This window comes from Pseudomonas sp. GD04058 (assembly GCF_029836855.1).
Taxonomy (GTDB): domain Bacteria; phylum Pseudomonadota; class Gammaproteobacteria; order Pseudomonadales; family Pseudomonadaceae; genus Aquipseudomonas; species Aquipseudomonas bharatica.
Genome location: NZ_JAOECN010000049.1, coordinates 1 through 18,432, shown reverse-complemented (window position 1 = coordinate 18,432; position 18,432 = coordinate 1). Strand labels below are relative to the sequence as shown.

Genomic DNA, 18,432 nt, shown 5'->3' with positions numbered 1-18,432 from the left:
CCAGCGCGCTTTGCATTTGCGCCCCCAGCCGCTACATTGGCGGATCGTGCCAGCGCAAGCTGGCACCTATTTCTTTCTATTTCAAGAACACGGAATCCTTTAAAACTCCATCATGGAACCTTCCAGTATTAGCCTCGCCTCCCTCTTTGCCGACTTCGGCATGATTCTTTTCGCCCTGCTCCTGGTTCTGCTCAACGGCTTCTTCGTCGCCGCCGAGTTCGCCATGGTCAAGCTGCGCTCGACCCGGGTCGAGGCGATCGCCGAGCAGCACGGCTGGCGCGGCAGCATCCTGCGCACCGTCCACAGTCAACTCGACGCTTACCTGTCCGCCTGCCAGTTGGGCATCACCCTGGCTTCGCTGGGCCTCGGCTGGGTCGGCGAGCCGGCCTTCGCCCACCTGCTGGAGCCGCTTTTGGCCGCAGTCGGCGTGCAGTCGCCGGAAATCATCAAGGCGGTGTCCTTCTTCAGCGCCTTCTTCGTGATTTCCTACCTGCATATCGTGGTCGGCGAGCTGGCCCCGAAATCCTGGGCGATCCGCAAGCCGGAGCTGCTGTCGCTGTGGACCGCCGTGCCGCTGTACCTGTTCTACTGGCTGATGTACCCGGCCATCTACCTGCTCAACGCCAGCGCCAACGCCATCCTGCGCATCGCCGGCCAGGGCGAGCCCGGCCCGCATCACGAGCATCACTACAGCCGTGAAGAGCTGAAGCTGATCCTCCATTCCAGCCGCGGCCAGGACCCGAGCGACCAGGGCATGCGCGTACTCGCCTCGGCCGTGGAGATGGGCGAGCTGGAAGTCGTCGACTGGGCCAACTCCCGGGAAGACATGATCAGCCTCGACGTCAATGCGCCGCTGAAAGAGATCCTGGCGATGTTCCGTCGGCACAAGTTCAGCCGTTACCCGGTGTTCGACGCCGAACGCGGCGAATTCGTCGGCCTGCTGCATATCAAGGACCTGCTGCTGGAACTGGCGGCCCTGGACCACGTACCGGAGTCGTTCAACCTGGTCGAGCTGGTCCGCCCGCTGGAGCGCGTATCCCGGCACATGCCGCTGTCGCAGCTGCTGGAGCAGTTCCGCAAGGGCGGCGCGCACTTCGCCCTGGTCGAGGAAGCCGACGGCAAGGTCATTGGCTACCTGACCATGGAAGACGTGCTGGAAGTGCTGGTCGGCGATATCCAGGACGAACACCGCAAGACCGAGCGCGGCATCCTCGCCTACCAGCCGGGCAAGCTGCTGGTGCGCGGCGATACGCCGCTGTTCAAGGTAGAGCGCCTGCTGGGTATCGACCTTGACCATATCGAGGCGGAAACCCTCGCCGGCCTGGTCTACGAGACCCTCAAGCGGGTCCCGGAAGAGGAAGAAGTGCTGGAAGTCGAAGGCCTGCGCATCATCATCAAGAAGATGAAGGGGCCGAAGATCGTCCTGGCCAAGGTGCTCAAGCTCGATTGAGCCACCTCAGGGGTTGCCGGCGGTGAAGTTCGGCAACCCGCCGATGGGCTGGTTGAACTGGTAGGGAATTGACTCCACCGCCAGCCCGACATTGCGCTGCACCACGAAATGCAGGTGCGGCGCGGTGCTCCTCCCGGTATTCCCCGAGCGCGCCAGCGGCGTGCCATAGGCCACCTGCTGGCCCTCACGCACCACCACCGAACCGCGCTGCAGATGCAGGTACACGCCCATGGTGCCGTCGTTATGCAGGACCCTCACGAAATTGCCTGACGGCTGGTTTCCCCGCCCGCTCTGCCGGTTTTCCACCTTCACCACCACCCCGGCACGCGCCGCTATGATCGGCGTGCCCTCTGGCATGGCGATATCCATGGCGTAACGGCCCTTGGGGCCGAAATGGCTGAAGCGGCCGTTAGGGCCCTGGGTCAGACGGAAGGGCCCGCCGCGCCAGGGCAACGGATAGCGATAGGCCTGCGGCCGCAGGGCGGGATCGCCGAGGGCGGTACGCAGGGTTTCCTTGTAGCTGATCTTCTGCCCTGGCTGGATCGCCGTCAGCCCGGCCAGCGCCACCGTGGCCCGCGCCGGAATCACCCGGCGCACCACCCGCGGCCCCGCTTCCCGGGCATTGCCCAGGCGCTCCAGGCGCAATTCGACCTCCACCGGGGCGTACAGCTCGTTGTAGACAGAGAAATGCACGCCGCCGGGATGGGGCGTGACTTGCAGATGGACCTGGCTATCGAGTTTCTCGTCCATGCGGTCGCGGAAGATGAAAGGCCGCGAGCCGGCGATCGGCCGGTCGGAATAGGTGACCACGCCGAAGGCGTCCCGGTGTTGGTAGATGGTCTTGGCCAGCGCCGGTCCGGCGGCGAACAGCAATGCGCAGAACAGCAGCAGGCGAACGGGCATGACGGGAGGCCCTCCGACGACGGTTTTTCTTGGGGTTATCGTCGAAGACTAGCAGCGGGGAATCGGCCGGGGAGCCGTGGAAACGGCTTGAGAGGGTTGCAGCCGATCAGCGGTGGCAATTTGCCGCTAAACGGCCATATCTTCACTGGCCTCATCGCTGGCAAGCCAGCTCCCACAGGGGTGTGGGAGCTGGCTTGCCAGCGATGAGGCCATCAGCAGCAACCAAGTAATCAGGCGCTTGGAATGTACTGCTTCTGCGCCGTACCACGGGCAATCAGGCGCGACAGGTAATCCAGCTTCTGCGCATCCTGGTCGACGAAGCGGAAGATCAGTTGCAGCCAGTCGCTGTCCGGCTTCGGCTCCATGGCCGCGACCGAGTGCAGGTAGCCGTTGAGACGGGCGATCTCGGAGTTCTCGCCTTGCTCCAGGTCGAGCACGGCGCCTTCCAGCACTTGTGGCAGGGCGTCGCTGCGGCGTACCACCAGCGAGGCTTCCTTGAGGGTCAGGGCCTTGATGATGCACGGCTGGTTGCCGCTGGACAGGCGCAATTGACCCTGGCCACGGCCACTGGGCGAAGCCGGCTGGGCCTGGGGCGCAGGCGCGTTGATCAGCGGCTTGGCAGCAGGCGCCGGAGCTGCCGTTGCAGCGGCGGTCTTGGGTGCATTGCCGGTCAAGGCCGACAGCGAATCATTGGCGAAGCCGGTGGAGGTACGCGCCGGGCCACCCGCCATGGCGGCTTCCAGCTTGCCGACCTTGGCCAGGGCTTTCTTCACCTTGGTCAGCAACTGCTCGTTGGTGAACGGCTTGCCGACATAGTCCGAGACGCCGGCGTGAATGGCCTGCACCACGTTTTCCTTGTCGCCACGGCTGGTCACCATGATGAACGGCAGGGCCTTGAGCGCGTCCTGCTGACGGCACCAGGTGAGCAACTCGAGGCCGGACATCTCCGGCATCTCCCAGTCGCACAGGACCATATCGAAGACGTCCTTGGTCATCAGGGTCTGGGCCTTGCGCCCGTTGACCGCATCCTCGATAACCATGCCGGGAAAATAGTTACGCAGGCATTTCTTTACCAGGTCACGGATGAACGGCGCATCATCCACAACAAGCACACTGACTTTACTCATCGCCACTCCTTCCATATCCCGACTAGCATAACGTTGACTGATGGCCATTTGCCAAAACTTCGGTCACGCCGGGACAACGACACATTCGTTCGCGGGTGCCTTCAACTGCGCTGCCGCAAACGAAAACGCCCGGCCAAAAGCCGGGCGTCAGTTCTTGGGGCAGTCTTATTTATCGTCAGATTCGGCCGGAACATTAGCTTTTTCGACGCCCTGCACTTCTTCTTTCATGCGCTTGAGGCCCATGTGCCGCACGTCGGTGCCACGCACCAGGTAGATCACCAGCTCGGAGATGTTGCGCGCGTGGTCGCCGATCCGCTCCAGCGAGCGCAGCGCCCAGATCACGCTGAGCACGCGGGAAATCGAGCGCGGGTCTTCCATCATGTAGGTGACCAGCTCGCGCAGGGCGGTCTTGTACTCGCGGTCGATGGTCTTGTCGTACTGGGCCACGGACAGCGCAAGGTCGGCATCGAAGCGGGCGAAGGCATCCAGCGCGTCACGCACCATGTTGCGCACCTGGTCGCCGATATGCCGGACCTCGACATAGCCACGTGGCGACTCGCCTTCCTCGCACAACTGGATGGCGCGGCGGGCGATCTTGGTCGATTCGTCACCGATGCGCTCCAGGTCGATCACCGACTTGGAAATGCTGATGATCAGGCGCAGGTCGGACGCAGCCGGCTGGCGACGGGCAAGGATGCGCACGCACTCTTCGTCGATGTTGCGCTCCATCTGGTTGATCTGCTCGTCGACTTCACGCACCTGCTGGGCCAGGCCGGAGTCGGCCTCGATCAGCGCGGTGACCGCGTCGTTGACCTGTTTCTCGACCAGGCCGCCCATGGCCAGAAGATGGCTGCGCACCTCTTCGAGCTCGGCGTTGAACTGTTGGGAGATGTGATGGGTGAGGCTGTCTTTATCGATCATGCTTTCGCTCCGCGAGGAAGCTTCCAGCTACAGGCTGCAAGCTCCAAGTCATTCGTTTCTGTCCTGCGAACCGCGCGCTGCCCGGGCCGGACCTAGCCGTAGCGACCGGTGATGTAGTCTTCGGTCTGCTTCTTCGCCGGGTTGGTGAACAGGGTGTCGGTGTCGCCGAATTCCACCAGTTTGCCCATGTACATGAACGCGGTGTAGTCGGAGACCCGCGCTGCCTGCTGCATGTTGTGGGTCACGATGACGATGGTGTACTTGGACTTCAGCTCGTAGATCAGCTCTTCGACCTTGAGGGTGGAGATCGGGTCGAGGGCCGAGCAGGGTTCGTCGAGGAGCAGGACTTCCGGCTCAACGGCGATGGTCCGGGCAATGACCAGACGCTGCTGCTGGCCACCGGACAGGCCCAGTGCCGAGTCGTGCAGGCGGTCCTTCACTTCGTCCCACAGCGCGGCGCCCCTCAGGGCCCATTCGACGGCTTCGTCGAGCACGCGCTTCTTGTTGATGCCCTGAATACGCAGGCCGTAGACCACGTTTTCATAGATGGTCTTGGGGAACGGGTTGGGCTTCTGGAACACCATACCGACGCGGCGACGCAGCTCGGCGACGTCCTCGCCCTTGCGGTAGATGTTGTTGCCGTACAGGTTGATGGCGCCCTCGACGCGGCAGCCATCGACCAGGTCGTTCATGCGGTTGAAGGTGCGCAGCAAGGTCGACTTGCCGCAGCCGGACGGGCCGATGAACGCGGTCACGCGCTGCTTGGGGATGTTCATGCTGACATCGAACAGGGCTTGCTTGTCGCCGTAGTACAGGCTCAGGCCCGGGACTTCGATGGCCACGGTTTCTTCGGCCAGGCGCAGGCTCTGCTTGTCGCGACCCAGGGCGGACATGTCGATGCCGTGGGCGTGGGATTCATGCTGCATGGTAAGACTCCATACGCTATCAATTTCGTTTCATCGGGCCGCCCGTGACGGGACACGGGCGGCGCTAGCAAGGGTGCGGCGATCAGCTATCCAGCGCCTTGTACTTCTCGCGCAGGTGGTTGCGGATCCATACGGCCGACAGGTTCAGGGTGGCGATCACCAGGACCAGCAGCAGCGCAGTGGCGTACACCAGCGGACGGGCGGCCTCGACGTTCGGGCTCTGGAAGCCCACGTCGTAGATGTGGAAGCCCAGGTGCATGATCTTCTGGTCCAGGTGCAGGTACGGGTAGTTGCCGTCCACGGGCAGCGAAGGTGCCAGCTTGACCACGCCCACCAGCATCAGCGGCGCCACTTCGCCAGCGGCGCGGGCCACCGCCAGGATCATGCCGGTCATCATCGCCGGGCTGGCCATCGGCAGGACGATCTTCCACAGCGTCTCGGCCTTGGTCGCACCCAGGGCCAGCGAGCCCTCGCGCACGGTGCGCGGGATACGCGCCAGGCCTTCCTCGGTGGCCACGATCACCACCGGCACCGCCAGCAGTGCCAGGGTCAGCGAAGCCCAGAGCAGGCCCGGGGTGCCCAGGGTCGGTGCCGGCAGCGCTTCGGGGAAGAACAGGCGGTCCAGCGAACCGCCCAGCACGTAGACGAAGAAGCCCAGGCCAAACACGCCGTAGACGATCGCCGGCACACCGGCCAGGTTGTTCACGGCGATGCGGATCAGCCGGGTCACCGGGCCCTGGCGCGCATATTCGCGCAGGTAGACCGCTGCCAGCACGCCGAACGGGGTGACGATCACCGCCATGATCAGGGTCATCATCACGGTGCCGAAGATGGCCGGGAAGATACCGCCCTCGGTGTTGGCTTCACGCGGGTCGTCGCTGAGGAATTCCCAGACCTTGGCGAAGTACACCCCAAGCTTGGTGAACAGGCCCATGCCGTTTGGCTGGTAGGCATGGACGATCTTGCTCAGGTTGATTTCCACTTCGCGACCGTTGCCGTCACGGGCGACCATCGAGTCGCGGGCGAAGTCCCGGTGCAGGTTGCCCAAGCGTTCTTCGATGGCCTTGTAGCGGTTGTTCAGCTCGGCGCGCTCGGACTCGATATCGGCCTGGGCGGTGGCGTCCAGCTTGCCTTCAAGCTCCAGTTTGCGACTGTGCAGGCGCAGGCGTTCGAGGCCATGGTTGATGGCGCCGATATCCTTCTTCTCCAGCGTCTGCAGGTCGCTGGCCAGCTTGTCGGCACGGGCCAGGCGGCTTTGCAGTTCGGCCCACGCGGCCGGGCCTTCGGCGACCACCTTGCCGTTTTCCTTGACGCTGACCAGATAGCCGTAGAAGTTGCCCCACTCGCGGCGCTCCAGGGCGATCAGCTCGGCCGGGCGCTGCTCGTCGGCCAGCCACTCACCGACCACCCAGGTGAAATCACTGCCGTTGAGGTCGCGGTTGCCGACCTTGATCAGCTCGCGGGTCATGAATTCCGGGCCGTCGTCCGGCACCGGAAGGCCGGCACCCTTGAGGCGCGCGCGTGGCACTTCTTCTTTTTGAACAACCTCGCCCACCACCACCTGCGCCGGCTGGCCCGGCACGTTGTAGCTGGCCTGGACCAGGTCGGCGGGCCAGAAGTGGCCCAGGCCGCGCACGGCGATGACGGCGAGCAGGCCGATGGTCATGATGACCGCGATGGCGACCGAGCCACCGCTGATCCAGACACCGGGAGCGCCGCTCTTGAACCAGCTTTTAAGGGAATCCTTTTTCACGGATCGCTACCTTCTCTATCAAAGCGACGAGTATTTCTTGCGCAGACGCTGGCGAATCAGCTCGGCCAAGGTGTTCATGACGAAGGTGAACATCAGCAGCACCAGCGCCGCCAGGAACAGCACGCGGTAATGGCTGCCGCCGACTTCCGACTCGGGCATTTCCACCGCGACGTTGGCCGCCAGGGTGCGCATGCCCTCGAACAGGTTCAGCTCCATCACCGGCGTGTTGCCGGTGGCCATCAGCACGATCATGGTTTCGCCCACGGCGCGGCCCATGCCGATCATCAGCGCCGAGAAGATGCCCGGGCTGGCAGTCAGGATGACCACCCGGGTCAGGGTCTGCCAGGGCGTGGCGCCCAGCGCCAGCGAGCCCAGGGTCAGGCTGCGCGGCACGCTGAACACGGCGTCCTCGGCGATCGAGTAGATGTTCGGAATCACCGCGAAGCCCATGGCGATACCGACCACCAGGGCGTTGCGCTGGTCATAGGTGATGCCCAGGTCGTTGGTGATCCACAGGCGCATGTCGCCGCCGAAGAACCAGGTTTCCATGAACGGGCTCATGTACAGGGCGAACCAGCCGGTGAACAGGATCACCGGGATCAGGATCGCCGCTTCCCAGCCATCCGGCACGCGCAGGCGGATCGACTCGGGCAGGCGGCTCCAGCCGAAGCCGGCGACCAGGATGCCCAGCGGCAGCAACAGCATCAGGCTGAATACGCCCGGCAGGTGAGCCTCCAGGTACGGTGCGAGGAACAGGCCGGCGAAGAAACCGAGGATCACCGTCGGCATCGCTTCCATCAGTTCGATCACCGGCTTGACCTTGCGCCGCATGCCCGGGGCCATGAAGTAAGCGGTGTAGATGGCGGCGGCAATCGCCAGCGGAGCGGCCAGGATCATGGCGTAGAAGGCGGCCTTGAGGGTGCCGAAGGTCAGCGGCGAGAGGCTCAGCTTGGGTTCGAAGTCGGTGTTCGAGGCGGTGGATTGCCAGACGTACTTGGGCTCGTCGTAGTTCTCGTACCAGACCTTGCCCCACAGGGCGCTGAAGGAAACTTCCGGATGCGGGTTCTTCAGGCTCAGCGGCTGCAGCTTGCTGCCGTCCTCGATGAACACCCGGTTGGCCCGCGGCGACAACGCCAGGATGCCCGGGCCGTCGACCACCTGTTCGATCAGCAGGGTACGGTGCGCGGTGCTGTGGAACACGCCGAGCTTGCCGCTGGCATCGAGGGCGACGAAACCCTTGCGGCGCTCTTCGGCGTCGATCTGCACGATGGGCGAGTCGCCCATCCTGAAATCGCGGATGCGCTTGAGATGCTGCTCGCCATCCGGGTCACGGGCCATGAACCACTGGGTCAGGACGCCCTTGGAGTCGCCGGTGATCAGCGAGATGCCGCCGACCAGCTGGGCGCTGGCGGTGATCTCGGCGTTGCCGTCCTCGGCCAGCTTGTAGCGGCCGTTGAGGCTCCTCTCGCGCAGGCTGAACACATCGGCCTGGGCGCGACCGTTGATGACGTACAGCCATTGCTGGCGCGGATCGACGAAGATCTGCTTCACCGGCTCGGTCATCTGCGGCAGGTCGATGCGTTCCTGCTCGTTGCTGACCTCGCCGGTCATCATGTTTTCCGAGCGGCTCAGCCGCAGCACCTGCAGGTGCGCACCGGCAGACCCGGTCAGCAGCAAGGTATCGCCATTGACGTTGAGGCTTACGTGTTCCAGCGCCCTTCCCTGCTCGTCCAGGGCAATGGGCTCCTGGCCGTACGGGTAGTCAATGGCGGGGGTGATGGTCTTTTTGTTGTCCGGGTAGGTGATCTTGTAGGTGTGGTGGAACACCAGCACCTGACCATTGGACAGACCCAGCACGACCAGCGGGCTACCAGGCTGGTCGGCACCGATGGAGGTCACCTGGACACCGGCCGGCAGGGGCAGATCGACACGCTTGAGCTCGGCGCCGCTCTTGGTGTCGAAGAACAGGACCTGGCCCTTGTCGGAAACCCGCATGCCCACCAGGTTCTGCTCTTCCAGGGCAATCATCAGCGGCTTGCCGGCGTCCTGCTGCAGCCAGGCGGGCTGCAGGGCCGGCTTGCTGGTCAGGCTCGCACCCTGGAACAGCGGCACTACCACATAGGCCAGATAGAAGAAGATCAGGGTAATGGCCGCCAATACAGCGAGCCCGCCCACCAGTACATACCAGCGGGTCAGGCGATCCTTGAGCGCACGGATGCGGCGCTTGCGTTGCAGCTCGGGCGTATTGAAGTCAATCCGCACGGGAGAAGAATTTTGGGTCATTGTGGAGTTGGCCAGATCATTCATGCGCACACACCCTAGCGGTCCCATATGACAGAAACATGACAATGCGGTGACGCAAAAAAGCCCGCCGCACAGGTGGTTCTGGCAGCGGACTGGAAATTTGCCGCTGGGGCCCGGCGTCCACCGGGCCCCACGAGATCACAGGTTAGTTTTTTGCGACACCGGCGCTGTGGGACAGGCCCAGGTCAGCCAGGGCTTTTTCAGCCACTTTGGCTGGCAGCGGGATGTAGCCATCCTTCACCACGACCTGCTGACCGGCCTGGGACAGGACCAGCTTGACGAACTCGGCTTCCAGCGGGGCCAGAGGCTTGTTCGGCGCCTTGTTGACATACACGTACAGGAAGCGCGACAGCGGGTAGGTGCCGTTCAGGGCGTTGGTTTCGTTGTCTTCGACAAACTCGCCGCCTTCTTTCTTGGCCAGGGCTACGGTCTTGACGCTAGCGGTCTTGTAGCCGATGCCGGAGTAGCCGATGCCGTTCAGCGAGGAGCTGATCGACTGCACCACGGAAGCCGAACCTGGCTGCTCGTTGACGTTAGGCTTGAAGTCGCCTTTGCACAGGGCTTCTTCCTTGAAGTAGCCGTAGGTGCCGGATACCGAGTTGCGGCCGAACAGCTGCACCGGCTTGTTGGCCAGGTCGCCGGTCACGCCCAGGTCGCCCCAGGTCTTGACGTCGGCCTTGGCGCCGCACAGGCGGGTCGAGGAGAAGATCGCATCGACCTGGGCCATGGTCAGGCCCTTGATCGGGTTGTCCTTGTGCACGAACACGGCCAGGGCATCGACGGCCACTGGGATGGCGGTAGGCTTGTAGCCATATTTCTGCTCGAAGGCCTGCAGCTCGACGTCCTTCATCTTGCGGCTCATCGGGCCCAGGTTGGCAGTGCCTTCGGTCAGCGCGGGCGGTGCGGTGGAGGAGCCGGCGGCCTGAATCTGAATGTTTACGTTCGGGTACTCTTTCTTGTACGCCTCAGCCCACAGCGTCATCAGGTTGGCCAGGGTATCGGAACCAACGCTGGACAGGTTGCCCGACACACCGGTGGTCTTGGTGTAGGTCGGAATGGCTGGATCAACAGCGGCGACCGCATTGGCGGTGGCAACGCCAGCGGCGACAAAGGTCAGGGCCGCCATCAAACGCTTCAGTTTCATGCCTTGCTCCTAGCAGGAATTCGGGGGTGAGATGGATCGGGGCCCAGTATCTGCAGGGCGCGTGTCTAATCTATGACTGGATTGTGACAATTAGATTAAAGGCCATCATTCATTACGTTGGAACGCCCCTGCCGCGCTTGCACATAAGATAAAGCGGCTCCAGGCCGCTGCCTGTCGGGAAGACCAGGATGCAATCATCGAACCTCACCTGGCCGACAGCACTCAGAGGCTCCAGCAAGGGCGTCTGGGGCAGGTCGATCACACCGCCCACCTGACGCGCGGCGGACTGGCCGACGATCGCCGTGCTCCAGCGCAGTTCCATGGACGACAACCCTGAAACCGCATGGCTGAGCGTCTGCCCCACGGCTACCACCTTGACCTTCGCAGACAACTCGCTGCCGCTGGTGGGTGTCAGGCAGATCTGCTGCGTTGCCGTGATCTCTTTCAGCCCGACAACGATCTTCCGCCGTTCGACCGGAGCGGATCGGGAGAACAGGCGATAAGGCAGATCGACCTCGGCGCCGGAGCGGGCCAGCGCTTCCCAGTCGTGACCATCAATGGGCATCAGATCACCAAGCGGCACGCTGACCGCGTACTCGCTTCGCTCCTTCCAGTGCTCGAAGAAGAAGCCGGCGACACCGCAGAAGGTGCCCGGATGTTCGTCCTTGAGTGAGGTCGCCTGCCAACTGAACTCGGCCACGGCGGAACGGATGGACTTTTTCATGGCGGTGAGAGGTGCAGGGTCATCGATTGCAATGGCTTCGGCGAACATCAATGCCGGACGCAACTGGCAAGCTCGGGATGAAAGCGTCACGACCCTCGCGGTACTTCCGACCTGCACCCCGGGCGCGGACAAGCGGCGGACAAGGTGCTCCTCCGCTGCCGCGAACAGCAGCGTGCAGTGCTCGTGCAACTGCCGATGGCGCTGCTCGGTAGCGGCCATTGATGCCAGATAGCGGCTGCTGCCCGCAGTGATAAGGGCAAGCACCTGGGCCTGGATAGCCGGATCACGGAAAGGACTGGTGAGGTTGCGCTCGGCGCCGGACTTGGAGAACTGAACCTTCAGTGTCATGGACTCGAGTGCCTTTATCGCCCGGACCATGTCGGTTTGCGCGCTTTCGAGCGCGCTCATTTCCTCTATATGTGCGGCAATGGACCGCGAGTCGAGAGTTTGCGCCTGCCAGAGGTCCAGCAACCGGGCAACCTGCTGCACGCCGTCATCGACTGACTTCACCGCCGCATCGATCTGGGCGATCAATTGGTTGGTCTTGTCCAGTTCCTTGTTCGACTCGGCGACCTTGCGCTCCTGCTGGCTCAAGCGCACAGGCGGCTTGGGCGGGGCCGGTACCGGGTCGTTGCGGAAAGCGGCCTTGCCCTGGCGGTGATGCCACTGCCGGACGTGAAATACGATGCTATCGACCGAGTGGGCCGTGCCGGTTTCCAGATAAGGCGGATAGAACAGCAGGTCGGCACCGATGGGGTCGCCGATGATCTTGTCGAAATGGTCGATCAGTCGGGCGTGGGTTGCGTTGTCCAGGTCGGCGTTCCAGAGGGTCTGGACGAGGGATTCGAATTCTTCGGGGGTGTAGTCGATAAGTGCTGGCTTGAATTCCATTTCAAAGCTCCTTTAATTAATAGAAGCCGCCACGCTGTAAGCGCATGGCGGCCAGTTTTTTATTTCAACGCAAAAACTACTGTTTTTACTTGCATATCAGCGGCGTACTGAAACTGCAGTAATACTCCAGGGAATAGTTCGTCATCGTACACGTAGAACGCCCAGCCTCCCGTCTGCCCTATAGGCACAGGCATTAAAACCGGAGCCCCAGAAGAGACAGGCTCACCGAACAAGTCGAGAACCATCTCCTGGTCCATTCCCGGAAAAAAAATCTCGGGAAGCTCGCCTTTATATACGCTAGTGCCTTCGTATGTTTCTTTCAGCGTTATGTGCAACGCCTTCAACACCTTATTCTCCGCCACGAAATCCAACCCAAGGCCTTCCTCTGGAAGGATGTAAATACTGTCAGAGCCAGGGTAGACTTCGATAAACTCTACCTCTGGAAAAATATTCTCCGCAGCAAGTTCCGCATAAGGCCGACCAAGAAATCCAACGATTTTATCGATATCGTCCTTCTTCATTTTATCCACCCTTGCTGTCTTTGCAGATCATGTATTTTTTGCCTGGCCTGCTCAATTTTCGACTCTTCCAGTCCATGTTCAATAAGCCCAGGCTTTATCGCATCGAAATTTCTATCGATAGCGGTTTTTAAATCGAGAGCGTCGGCATGCTGCTTCTCCTTGGTATTTCTCCCACCGTAGGTTTCACTGAATTTCTTGTGAACTTCGCTAGGGATCGCAATACCAGGCGCCTTGGAGATTGCCGCTTTTATGTCCGGATCAGTCATGTTCGGAAAAGCTCTCGACAGGTATAGCTGCAATGCTTTCTTCGAAACAATATGATCGATATCCAGACCATCTCCGTTACTGTCTCTCTGCAATTGATCAGCTGGCCCAACATCCAATGGCTCCGAAAAAACCAACCCCGGCGACGGCAGATCACTTCCCTCTCCGTAACCAGGAAGCCTGGACCCGGCCTCCTCCTCGTCCAACCCCGGAAGTGTTTCGATTTGCGGCCGATACGGATCGAGTTCGGCGCCAGGAATGGTCCCGGTTAGCGGTGGCACCAAGGGCAGATCGGTCGGGCCGAGCAGTTCGCTGCCCGGCGGCACCAGCGGAGTCCAGGTACGCCGCCCTCCCGAGGAGTGCGCCAGCGATTTCGCGGCCTCGAGTGAAATCGGTTCGCCCAGTTGCAGCCAGGGCGCAAATGGCTGGGTCTGGGCTCGCACGCCGAAGGCGCTGGCCGGGCTGTGCAGGCTGAGGCGATCCAGGTCATACGGCGCGTTGCCCAACGCCGCGCTCTGCGAGTACCGCACCTCGAACTCGCGGCGCTCACCTAGCCAGGTGCTTTTCGGCGCATAAGGCGCAAGCCCGTTGGCAATACGCCGCTGGTTGATCTCGCTGAACGTCCCGCCGGGCGCGGCTTCTTCGCCAATAGATCGCCACAGCGCCTGCTCGAAACCGGCAAACGACGCGAATTCCCTGCCGCGCAACGTGTCTGCCGCCTGCGCAGGAATCGCCGCCCCGCTCGTCCGGGCGCTGGCATCCCACCAACCCGGAGCGGCAACCTGCCCACCGCCACTGACAACGCCCGTGCCGGCTGGCGGTACATCGAACGAGAAATAGAGAGGCGCCCTGCCGGGGATACAGACGATGCAGTCGTTGATCCGGGTGTCGACACCGGCGGGAATCGCAAGCGCTTGCGGTTCGGAGGACAGCAGGCCAGACGCCGTCTGCACCTGCGGCTTGAGCGGGTCCGCCAATGCGCTGTCAGCCGTGAACACCAGGTCCCGATCGGTCGCCGTCTGGCCTTCGGCCCGGTAGGTGTTGGTCAGCGGATCGAACACCGCGTTTCTCACCGGAACCCGGGAAGGGATTTCATCACCGGTGCTGGCAACGATGATGGCGGTGCTGTTGCCGTGGGCTTCAAGCCTGATCCGGTAATCGACCTCGGCCATCCCGCCGCGCTCGGCCAGGGCTTGCAGGTCCTGTCCTGCATGCAGGCCTATCCCCTCGGCAGGGATTCCGATCCCTTGAAGAAGGCGGCGCTGCTCCGGCATCAGTTCGCCGTTGCCCAAGGCCGTGGAATAGGTCGCCGCAGTTACAAACGTCCCAAGCGCCTGACCGGTGCGAATGGCCGCAACCCGGGCAATCTCCCTGATCGAGTCGCCAACCGCTCGCTCGATGGCCGACACCACACCTTCCGCCACCCGGACGCCGTCCCAGGTGAGCATGCTTCCAGTGGCGGTAGCCGCCATTGGCATGGTCAGCGAATTGGCCTCGCGGATCCGCTTCAGCCGCAGGTTCTCATCCGCCAGCTGCTTGAACCGGACCCGCGCCTCACGCAGTTCCTTGTACTGCCGCTGCCGCTCCCATTCCTCCTCGCGGGCCTTCCACACGACTTTCTGCTCGGCGTGACGAGCCGCCAATGCATTGGATCGCTCGGTCAACTGGCGAACGGCTTCGGAGAGCAACTGCGCTTCCTGGGCCGCGATATAGGCCGCTTCCCAGGCCTGGTGGAGTTCCTGGAACGACTGGCTGGAGCTTTGCCGCGCCAGGCGCTCGGCGTAGTCCTGCGGGGAATGCTGGAGCGGATCCTGGCCGTCGAAAGCCCGCGCCTGCTGGTTTTTGCGCTGCAACTCGGCGGCTTTCGCCGCGATCATCTCCTCGATCACCTGCCGTTCCCTGGTGATCAGGTGCAGTTGCCAGCGCTCGCTACCGTCATTGGCGGGATACTTGCGCACGGCCTCCAACTCGGCTTTCAACGTTTGACCAACGTTGCCGAGATTGGCCGCGTAGTGCCGGTCTATCGTTGCCCGGGTGGCTTGCTGGGTCTGCGCGAAGTGCTGTACCCATTGCTGATGAGCGGCGGCCTGGGCTGCCGCCTGGGCAGCGAGTTGTGCCTGCCGCGCCGCTTCGGCTGCGGCTTGTTGCTCGGCGCGGCGCTTGGCGATGGCCGCCGCCCTGGCCTTGGCGCGCTTCTTCGCGCGCTTGCGGCTCGATCCGCCAAAGCCACCGGAAAATCCGCTTCCGCCGCCTATGTCGAAAAAGCCCGCGTCCCTCGGTCCTTGCGTTTCGACGGTGCCGTCGCGGATAACCACATCGCCCGTCGTCCTATCGGGAAATAACTTGTCCATACAGAATCTCCTTGTCTGTATGGCGCAGGGTGGCGAGTTGGAGGGGTGCGGCTGGGGTACATGTTTATGGCCGCAAGGCGGCCATATGCATCAATGTGTTTCGCAAAGCCCGTTGCAGGATTGCCCTGCAACGGAGGGGTAGCAGATCAGCGCTTGGTCGCCAGCAGATACAGGCCGACCAGCAAGCCGATGGTGCAGATCCCGGCAACGTAGAGCGCCGGGGCCATCGGGCTGAACTTGAGCAGCGCGGTCACGGCCATCGGGGTCAGGCCGCCGAAGATGGCGTAGGCCACGTTGTAGGAGAACGACAGGCCGCTGAAGCGCACCACTGGCGGGAAGGCGCGGACCATGACGAAGGGCACGGCGCCGACGATGCCGACGCACAGCCCGGTCAGGGCGTACATCGGGAACAGCAGGTCCTTGTGCTCGGCAAGGGTGTGGTAGAAGGTCCAGGAGCTGACCAGCAGCGCCAGGCTACCGGCGACGAACACACGACCCGCGCCGAAGCGGTCGACCAGCCTGCCCGCGCCGATGCAGCCCAGGGTCAGCAGGACGATGGCCAGGCTGTTGGCCTGCAGCGCCACGCTCGGGGTGAAGCCGTAGACGGTCTGCAATATGGTCGGGGTCATCAGGATGACCACGATGATGCCGGCGGACAGCAGCCAGGTCAGCAGCATCGACAGGACGATGGCGCCACGATGGTCACGCAGCACGGCGCGCAGCGGTACTTCCTCGGCCAGGGCCTTGCGCTGCTGCAGTTCGGCGAATACCGGTGTCTCGTGCAGCCAGCGACGCAGGTACACCGAGAACAGGCCGAATACGCCGCCCAGCAGGAACGGGATCCGCCAGGCGTAGTCGGCGACTTCCTCCGGGGTATAGACGCTGTTGATCAGGGTCGCGACCAGCGAGCCGAGGAGGATGCCGGCGGTCAGGCCGGCGGTCAGGGTGCCGCAGGCGAAGCCGGTATTGCGCGCCGGCACGTGCTCGGACACGAACACCCATGCCCCCGGCACCTCGCCGCCGATTGCCGCGCCCTGGATCACCCGCATCAGCAGCAGAAGGATCGGCGCCGCCATGCCGATCTGCGCGTAGGTCGGCAGCAGGCCCATGATCAGGGTCGGCACGGCCATCATGAAGATGCTCAGGGTGAACATCTTCTTGCGCCCCAGCAGGTCGCCGAAGTGGGCCATGACGATGCCGCCCAGCGGACGCGCCAGATAGCCTGCGGCGAAGATGCCGAAGGTCTGCATCAGGCGCAGCCACTCGGGCATGTCCGCCGGGAAGAACAACTTACCCACCACCGTGGCGAAGAACACGAAGATGATGAAGTCATAGAACTCCAGCGCACCACCGAGGGCGGAGAGCGACAGGGTCTTGTAATCGTTGCGGGTCAGCGGCCGGGCCGGCTGGTCGAGGCTGGAGGGAACCGATGTCATTTTGACTTCTCTTAATGGAAGGTAGAAGCGGGCAGCAAGGCTTATGGAGGCCGGAAAGAACCCCGCACGATAACAAATTGTCCGAAAGCGACACAGATCTACATATTCCGCGCAGATAATCATGACTGCATGGTCGTCGCTGTCTGCGAGGCTCTATATACTGGCCCCTCGTCGAAACCGGTTGCACCCAAGGTGGGATATTGTGCGAAAACGCTGCCAGGCTTGGCCTGGTCGGTTTCGCAGAGTTTCCCTCCGCCGCCTTCGAAGCGAAAACAGTGTAGTGAGTGGGCTGGATCGTTTTTTTGCGGCGTTACTGCGTCAACCAACGAAGCGTCACGGGTCAGAGGCACCCCCGGCATGATTGAGCTCGAACAAGAAGATCCTATCCCGCAAGGCGACCTGGCCTTGCAAATCACCGCACTTCCCCGCGAAACCAACGGTTTCGGCGATATCTTCGGCGGCTGGCTGGTCGCCCAGATGGACCTTGCCGGCACCGCCATGGCCAGCCGTGTCGCCGGCGGGCGCGTCGCCACCGTGGCGATCGATCGCATGGCCTTTCTGGTTCCGGTAGCGGTCGGCGCGCAGCTGTCGTTCTATACCCAGACCCTGGAGATCGGCCGCAGCTCTATCCAGATGATGGTCGAAGTGTGGAGCGACGATCCGCTGTCCAGCGAATGGCGCAAGGTCACCGAGGCGGTGTTCGTCTTCGTCGCCATCGATGGCAGCGGCCGCACCCGCTCCGTCCCGCCTCGTCGCTGACCAGGGCTCGCGCTAAACTCGCAGGTTCTTGCAAGGTCGAAGACCTCACGGCATATCCAACGAGAGCAGCGCATGTCCACACCCAAGGTCGAATCGGAACAACACGGCGAACTCAACTGCTGGCGCATCACCACTGACAGCGCCGAGCTGCTGGTGGCCCAGCAGGGTGCGCAGGTGCTCAGTTACCAGCGACTGGGCGAACCGCCCCTCCTCTGGCTGAGCGACCAGGCCCTGTTCAACCGCGGCAAATCGGTGCGCGCTGGCGTTCCGGTGTGCTGGCCGTGGTTCGGTAATCTGCAGCGCAACCCGCTGGCCGTTCAGCAACAGTTCCAGGGCAATGACGCCCCGGCTCACGGCCTGGTGCGTGGGCGCGACTGGCAGTTGCTCGGCATCGACAGCACTGGCGACGAGGTGCAACTGTCGTTCGGGCTGCCTGAAACCCAGGGCGCATTGGCCGGCTGGCCGCACAAGGTCGAGCTGACCCTCGAGATCCGCCTGGGCGCGTACCTGGCCTTCAACCTCACCAGTCGCAACCTGGGCGATGAAAAGGTCACCCTCAGCCAGGCGCTGCACAGCTACTTCGCAGTCAGCGACGTGCGCTCGGTGCGGGTGGAAGGGGTGAATGGCCGGGACTACATCGAGACGCTCGCCGACTGGGAGCAGCGTACCCAGCAGACGGACCTGGCGTTCAGCGGCGAAACCGACCGTATCTACCTGGATACGCCTGCGGAACTGAGCATCATCGATCCCGCGTGGGAGCGACGTATCCGCATCAGCAGCAGCGGCTCGCGCTCGGCGGTGATCTGGAACCCCTGGACCGAACGCGCCGCGCAACTGCCGGACATGGCCGATGACGGCTGGCAGCGCATGCTGTGCATCGAAACGGCGAATGTCTGGGATGACATCGTCGAGCTGGCGCCGGGCGCGAGTCACACTTTGAGCCTGACGCTATCGAGCG

14 protein-coding genes are annotated in these 18,432 nt (G+C 62.9%); 3 read left to right on the top strand and 11 right to left on the bottom strand.

Annotated elements, in window-relative coordinates; genetic code table 11:
- Nucleotides 1–112 precede the first annotated feature (112 nt).
- Entirely contained in the window at nucleotides 113–1,450 is a 1,338-nt protein-coding gene (locus N7650_RS25125) for a hemolysin family protein (RefSeq protein WP_009402405.1), read from the top strand.
- Nucleotides 1,451–1,456: 6 nt separating this feature from the next.
- Here N7650_RS25125 and N7650_RS25120 read toward each other — a convergent pair whose 3' ends face one another.
- The 11 genes from N7650_RS25120 to N7650_RS25070 form a co-directional block, all read right to left on the bottom strand.
- The gene (locus N7650_RS25120) at nucleotides 1,457–2,353 is read right to left on the bottom strand and encodes a peptidoglycan DD-metalloendopeptidase family protein (RefSeq protein WP_279900496.1); all 897 of its coding nucleotides are present in this window, start codon (nucleotides 2,351–2,353) and stop codon (nucleotides 1,457–1,459) included.
- 230 nt (nucleotides 2,354–2,583) lie between these two features.
- A complete protein-coding gene (locus N7650_RS25115) occupies nucleotides 2,584–3,480 on the bottom strand; it encodes a response regulator (RefSeq protein ID WP_279900494.1) in 897 nt (298 codons plus the stop codon).
- A 165-nt stretch (nucleotides 3,481–3,645) separates the two neighbouring features.
- A complete protein-coding gene (gene phoU / locus N7650_RS25110; RefSeq protein WP_009402408.1) occupies nucleotides 3,646–4,401 on the bottom strand; it encodes a phosphate signaling complex protein PhoU in 756 nt (251 codons plus the stop codon).
- A 92-nt stretch (nucleotides 4,402–4,493) separates the two neighbouring features.
- Nucleotides 4,494–5,327 (bottom strand): phosphate ABC transporter ATP-binding protein PstB, encoded by an 834-nt coding sequence (pstB, locus tag N7650_RS25105; RefSeq protein WP_009402410.1) that lies wholly within the window; start codon nucleotides 5,325–5,327, stop codon nucleotides 4,494–4,496.
- Nucleotides 5,328–5,409: 82 nt separating this feature from the next.
- Nucleotides 5,410–7,080: a phosphate ABC transporter permease PstA gene (gene pstA / locus N7650_RS25100; RefSeq protein WP_064302200.1), complete on the bottom strand. Its 1,671-nt coding sequence runs from the start codon at nucleotides 7,078–7,080 to the stop codon at nucleotides 5,410–5,412.
- A gap of 18 nt (nucleotides 7,081–7,098) precedes the next feature.
- The gene (locus N7650_RS25095) at nucleotides 7,099–9,387 is read right to left on the bottom strand and encodes an ABC transporter permease subunit (protein WP_279900492.1); all 2,289 of its coding nucleotides are present in this window, start codon (nucleotides 9,385–9,387) and stop codon (nucleotides 7,099–7,101) included.
- 142 nt (nucleotides 9,388–9,529) lie between these two features.
- Complete coding sequence (locus N7650_RS25090; RefSeq protein ID WP_009402416.1) at nucleotides 9,530–10,528, bottom strand: phosphate ABC transporter substrate-binding protein PstS; 999 nt, start codon at nucleotides 10,526–10,528, stop codon at nucleotides 9,530–9,532.
- A gap of 112 nt (nucleotides 10,529–10,640) precedes the next feature.
- Nucleotides 10,641–12,143 (bottom strand): bacteriocin immunity protein, encoded by a 1,503-nt coding sequence (locus N7650_RS25085; RefSeq protein ID WP_279900490.1) that lies wholly within the window; start codon nucleotides 12,141–12,143, stop codon nucleotides 10,641–10,643.
- 59 nt (nucleotides 12,144–12,202) lie between these two features.
- On the bottom strand, nucleotides 12,203–12,664 hold the full coding sequence (locus N7650_RS25080; RefSeq protein WP_009402423.1) for a DUF6392 family protein: 462 nt from the start codon (nucleotides 12,662–12,664) through the stop codon (nucleotides 12,203–12,205).
- On the bottom strand, nucleotides 12,661–15,279 hold the full coding sequence (locus tag N7650_RS25075) for an S-type pyocin domain-containing protein (RefSeq protein ID WP_009402425.1): 2,619 nt from the start codon (nucleotides 15,277–15,279) through the stop codon (nucleotides 12,661–12,663). The genes N7650_RS25080 and N7650_RS25075 overlap by 4 nt, the downstream gene beginning before the upstream one ends.
- Before the next feature lie 146 nt (nucleotides 15,280–15,425).
- Nucleotides 15,426–16,715, bottom strand: coding sequence for an MFS transporter (locus N7650_RS25070; RefSeq protein ID WP_009402427.1), 1,290 nt, complete (start codon nucleotides 16,713–16,715; stop codon nucleotides 15,426–15,428).
- A gap of 357 nt (nucleotides 16,716–17,072) precedes the next feature.
- Between N7650_RS25070 and N7650_RS25065 the strand changes: the two genes are divergently transcribed.
- Both N7650_RS25065 and N7650_RS25060 read left to right on the top strand, forming a co-directional pair.
- A complete protein-coding gene (locus N7650_RS25065; protein ID WP_009402429.1) occupies nucleotides 17,073–17,474 on the top strand; it encodes an acyl-CoA thioesterase in 402 nt (133 codons plus the stop codon).
- A 72-nt stretch (nucleotides 17,475–17,546) separates the two neighbouring features.
- Nucleotides 17,547–18,432, top strand: an 886-nt coding sequence (locus N7650_RS25060; protein ID WP_279900487.1) for a D-hexose-6-phosphate mutarotase, incomplete at its 3' end; no start/stop codon positions are given.

Bases quoted from the DNA above. Each gene is read 5' to 3' on its own strand.
- N7650_RS25125 (WP_009402405.1), top strand. From the start codon at position 113: ATGGAACCTTCCAGTATTAGCCTCGCCTCCCTCTTTGCCGACTTCGGC.
- N7650_RS25120 (WP_279900496.1), bottom strand. From the start codon at position 2,353: ATGCCCGTTCGCCTGCTGCTGTTCTGCGCATTGCTGTTCGCCGCCGGA.
- N7650_RS25115 (WP_279900494.1), bottom strand. From the start codon at position 3,480: ATGAGTAAAGTCAGTGTGCTTGTTGTGGATGATGCGCCGTTCATCCGT.
- phoU (WP_009402408.1), bottom strand. From the start codon at position 4,401: ATGATCGATAAAGACAGCCTCACCCATCACATCTCCCAACAGTTCAAC.
- pstB (WP_009402410.1), bottom strand. From the start codon at position 5,327: ATGCAGCATGAATCCCACGCCCACGGCATCGACATGTCCGCCCTGGGT.
- N7650_RS25095 (WP_279900492.1), bottom strand. From the start codon at position 9,387: ATGAATGATCTGGCCAACTCCACAATGACCCAAAATTCTTCTCCCGTG.
- N7650_RS25090 (WP_009402416.1), bottom strand. From the start codon at position 10,528: ATGAAACTGAAGCGTTTGATGGCGGCCCTGACCTTTGTCGCCGCTGGC.
- N7650_RS25085 (WP_279900490.1), bottom strand. From the start codon at position 12,143: ATGGAATTCAAGCCAGCACTTATCGACTACACCCCCGAAGAATTCGAA.
- N7650_RS25080 (WP_009402423.1), bottom strand. From the start codon at position 12,664: ATGAAGAAGGACGATATCGATAAAATCGTTGGATTTCTTGGTCGGCCT.
- N7650_RS25075 (WP_009402425.1), bottom strand. From the start codon at position 15,279: ATGGACAAGTTATTTCCCGATAGGACGACGGGCGATGTGGTTATCCGC.
- N7650_RS25070 (WP_009402427.1), bottom strand. From the start codon at position 16,715: ATGACATCGGTTCCCTCCAGCCTCGACCAGCCGGCCCGGCCGCTGACC.
- N7650_RS25065 (WP_009402429.1), top strand. From the start codon at position 17,073: ATGATTGAGCTCGAACAAGAAGATCCTATCCCGCAAGGCGACCTGGCC.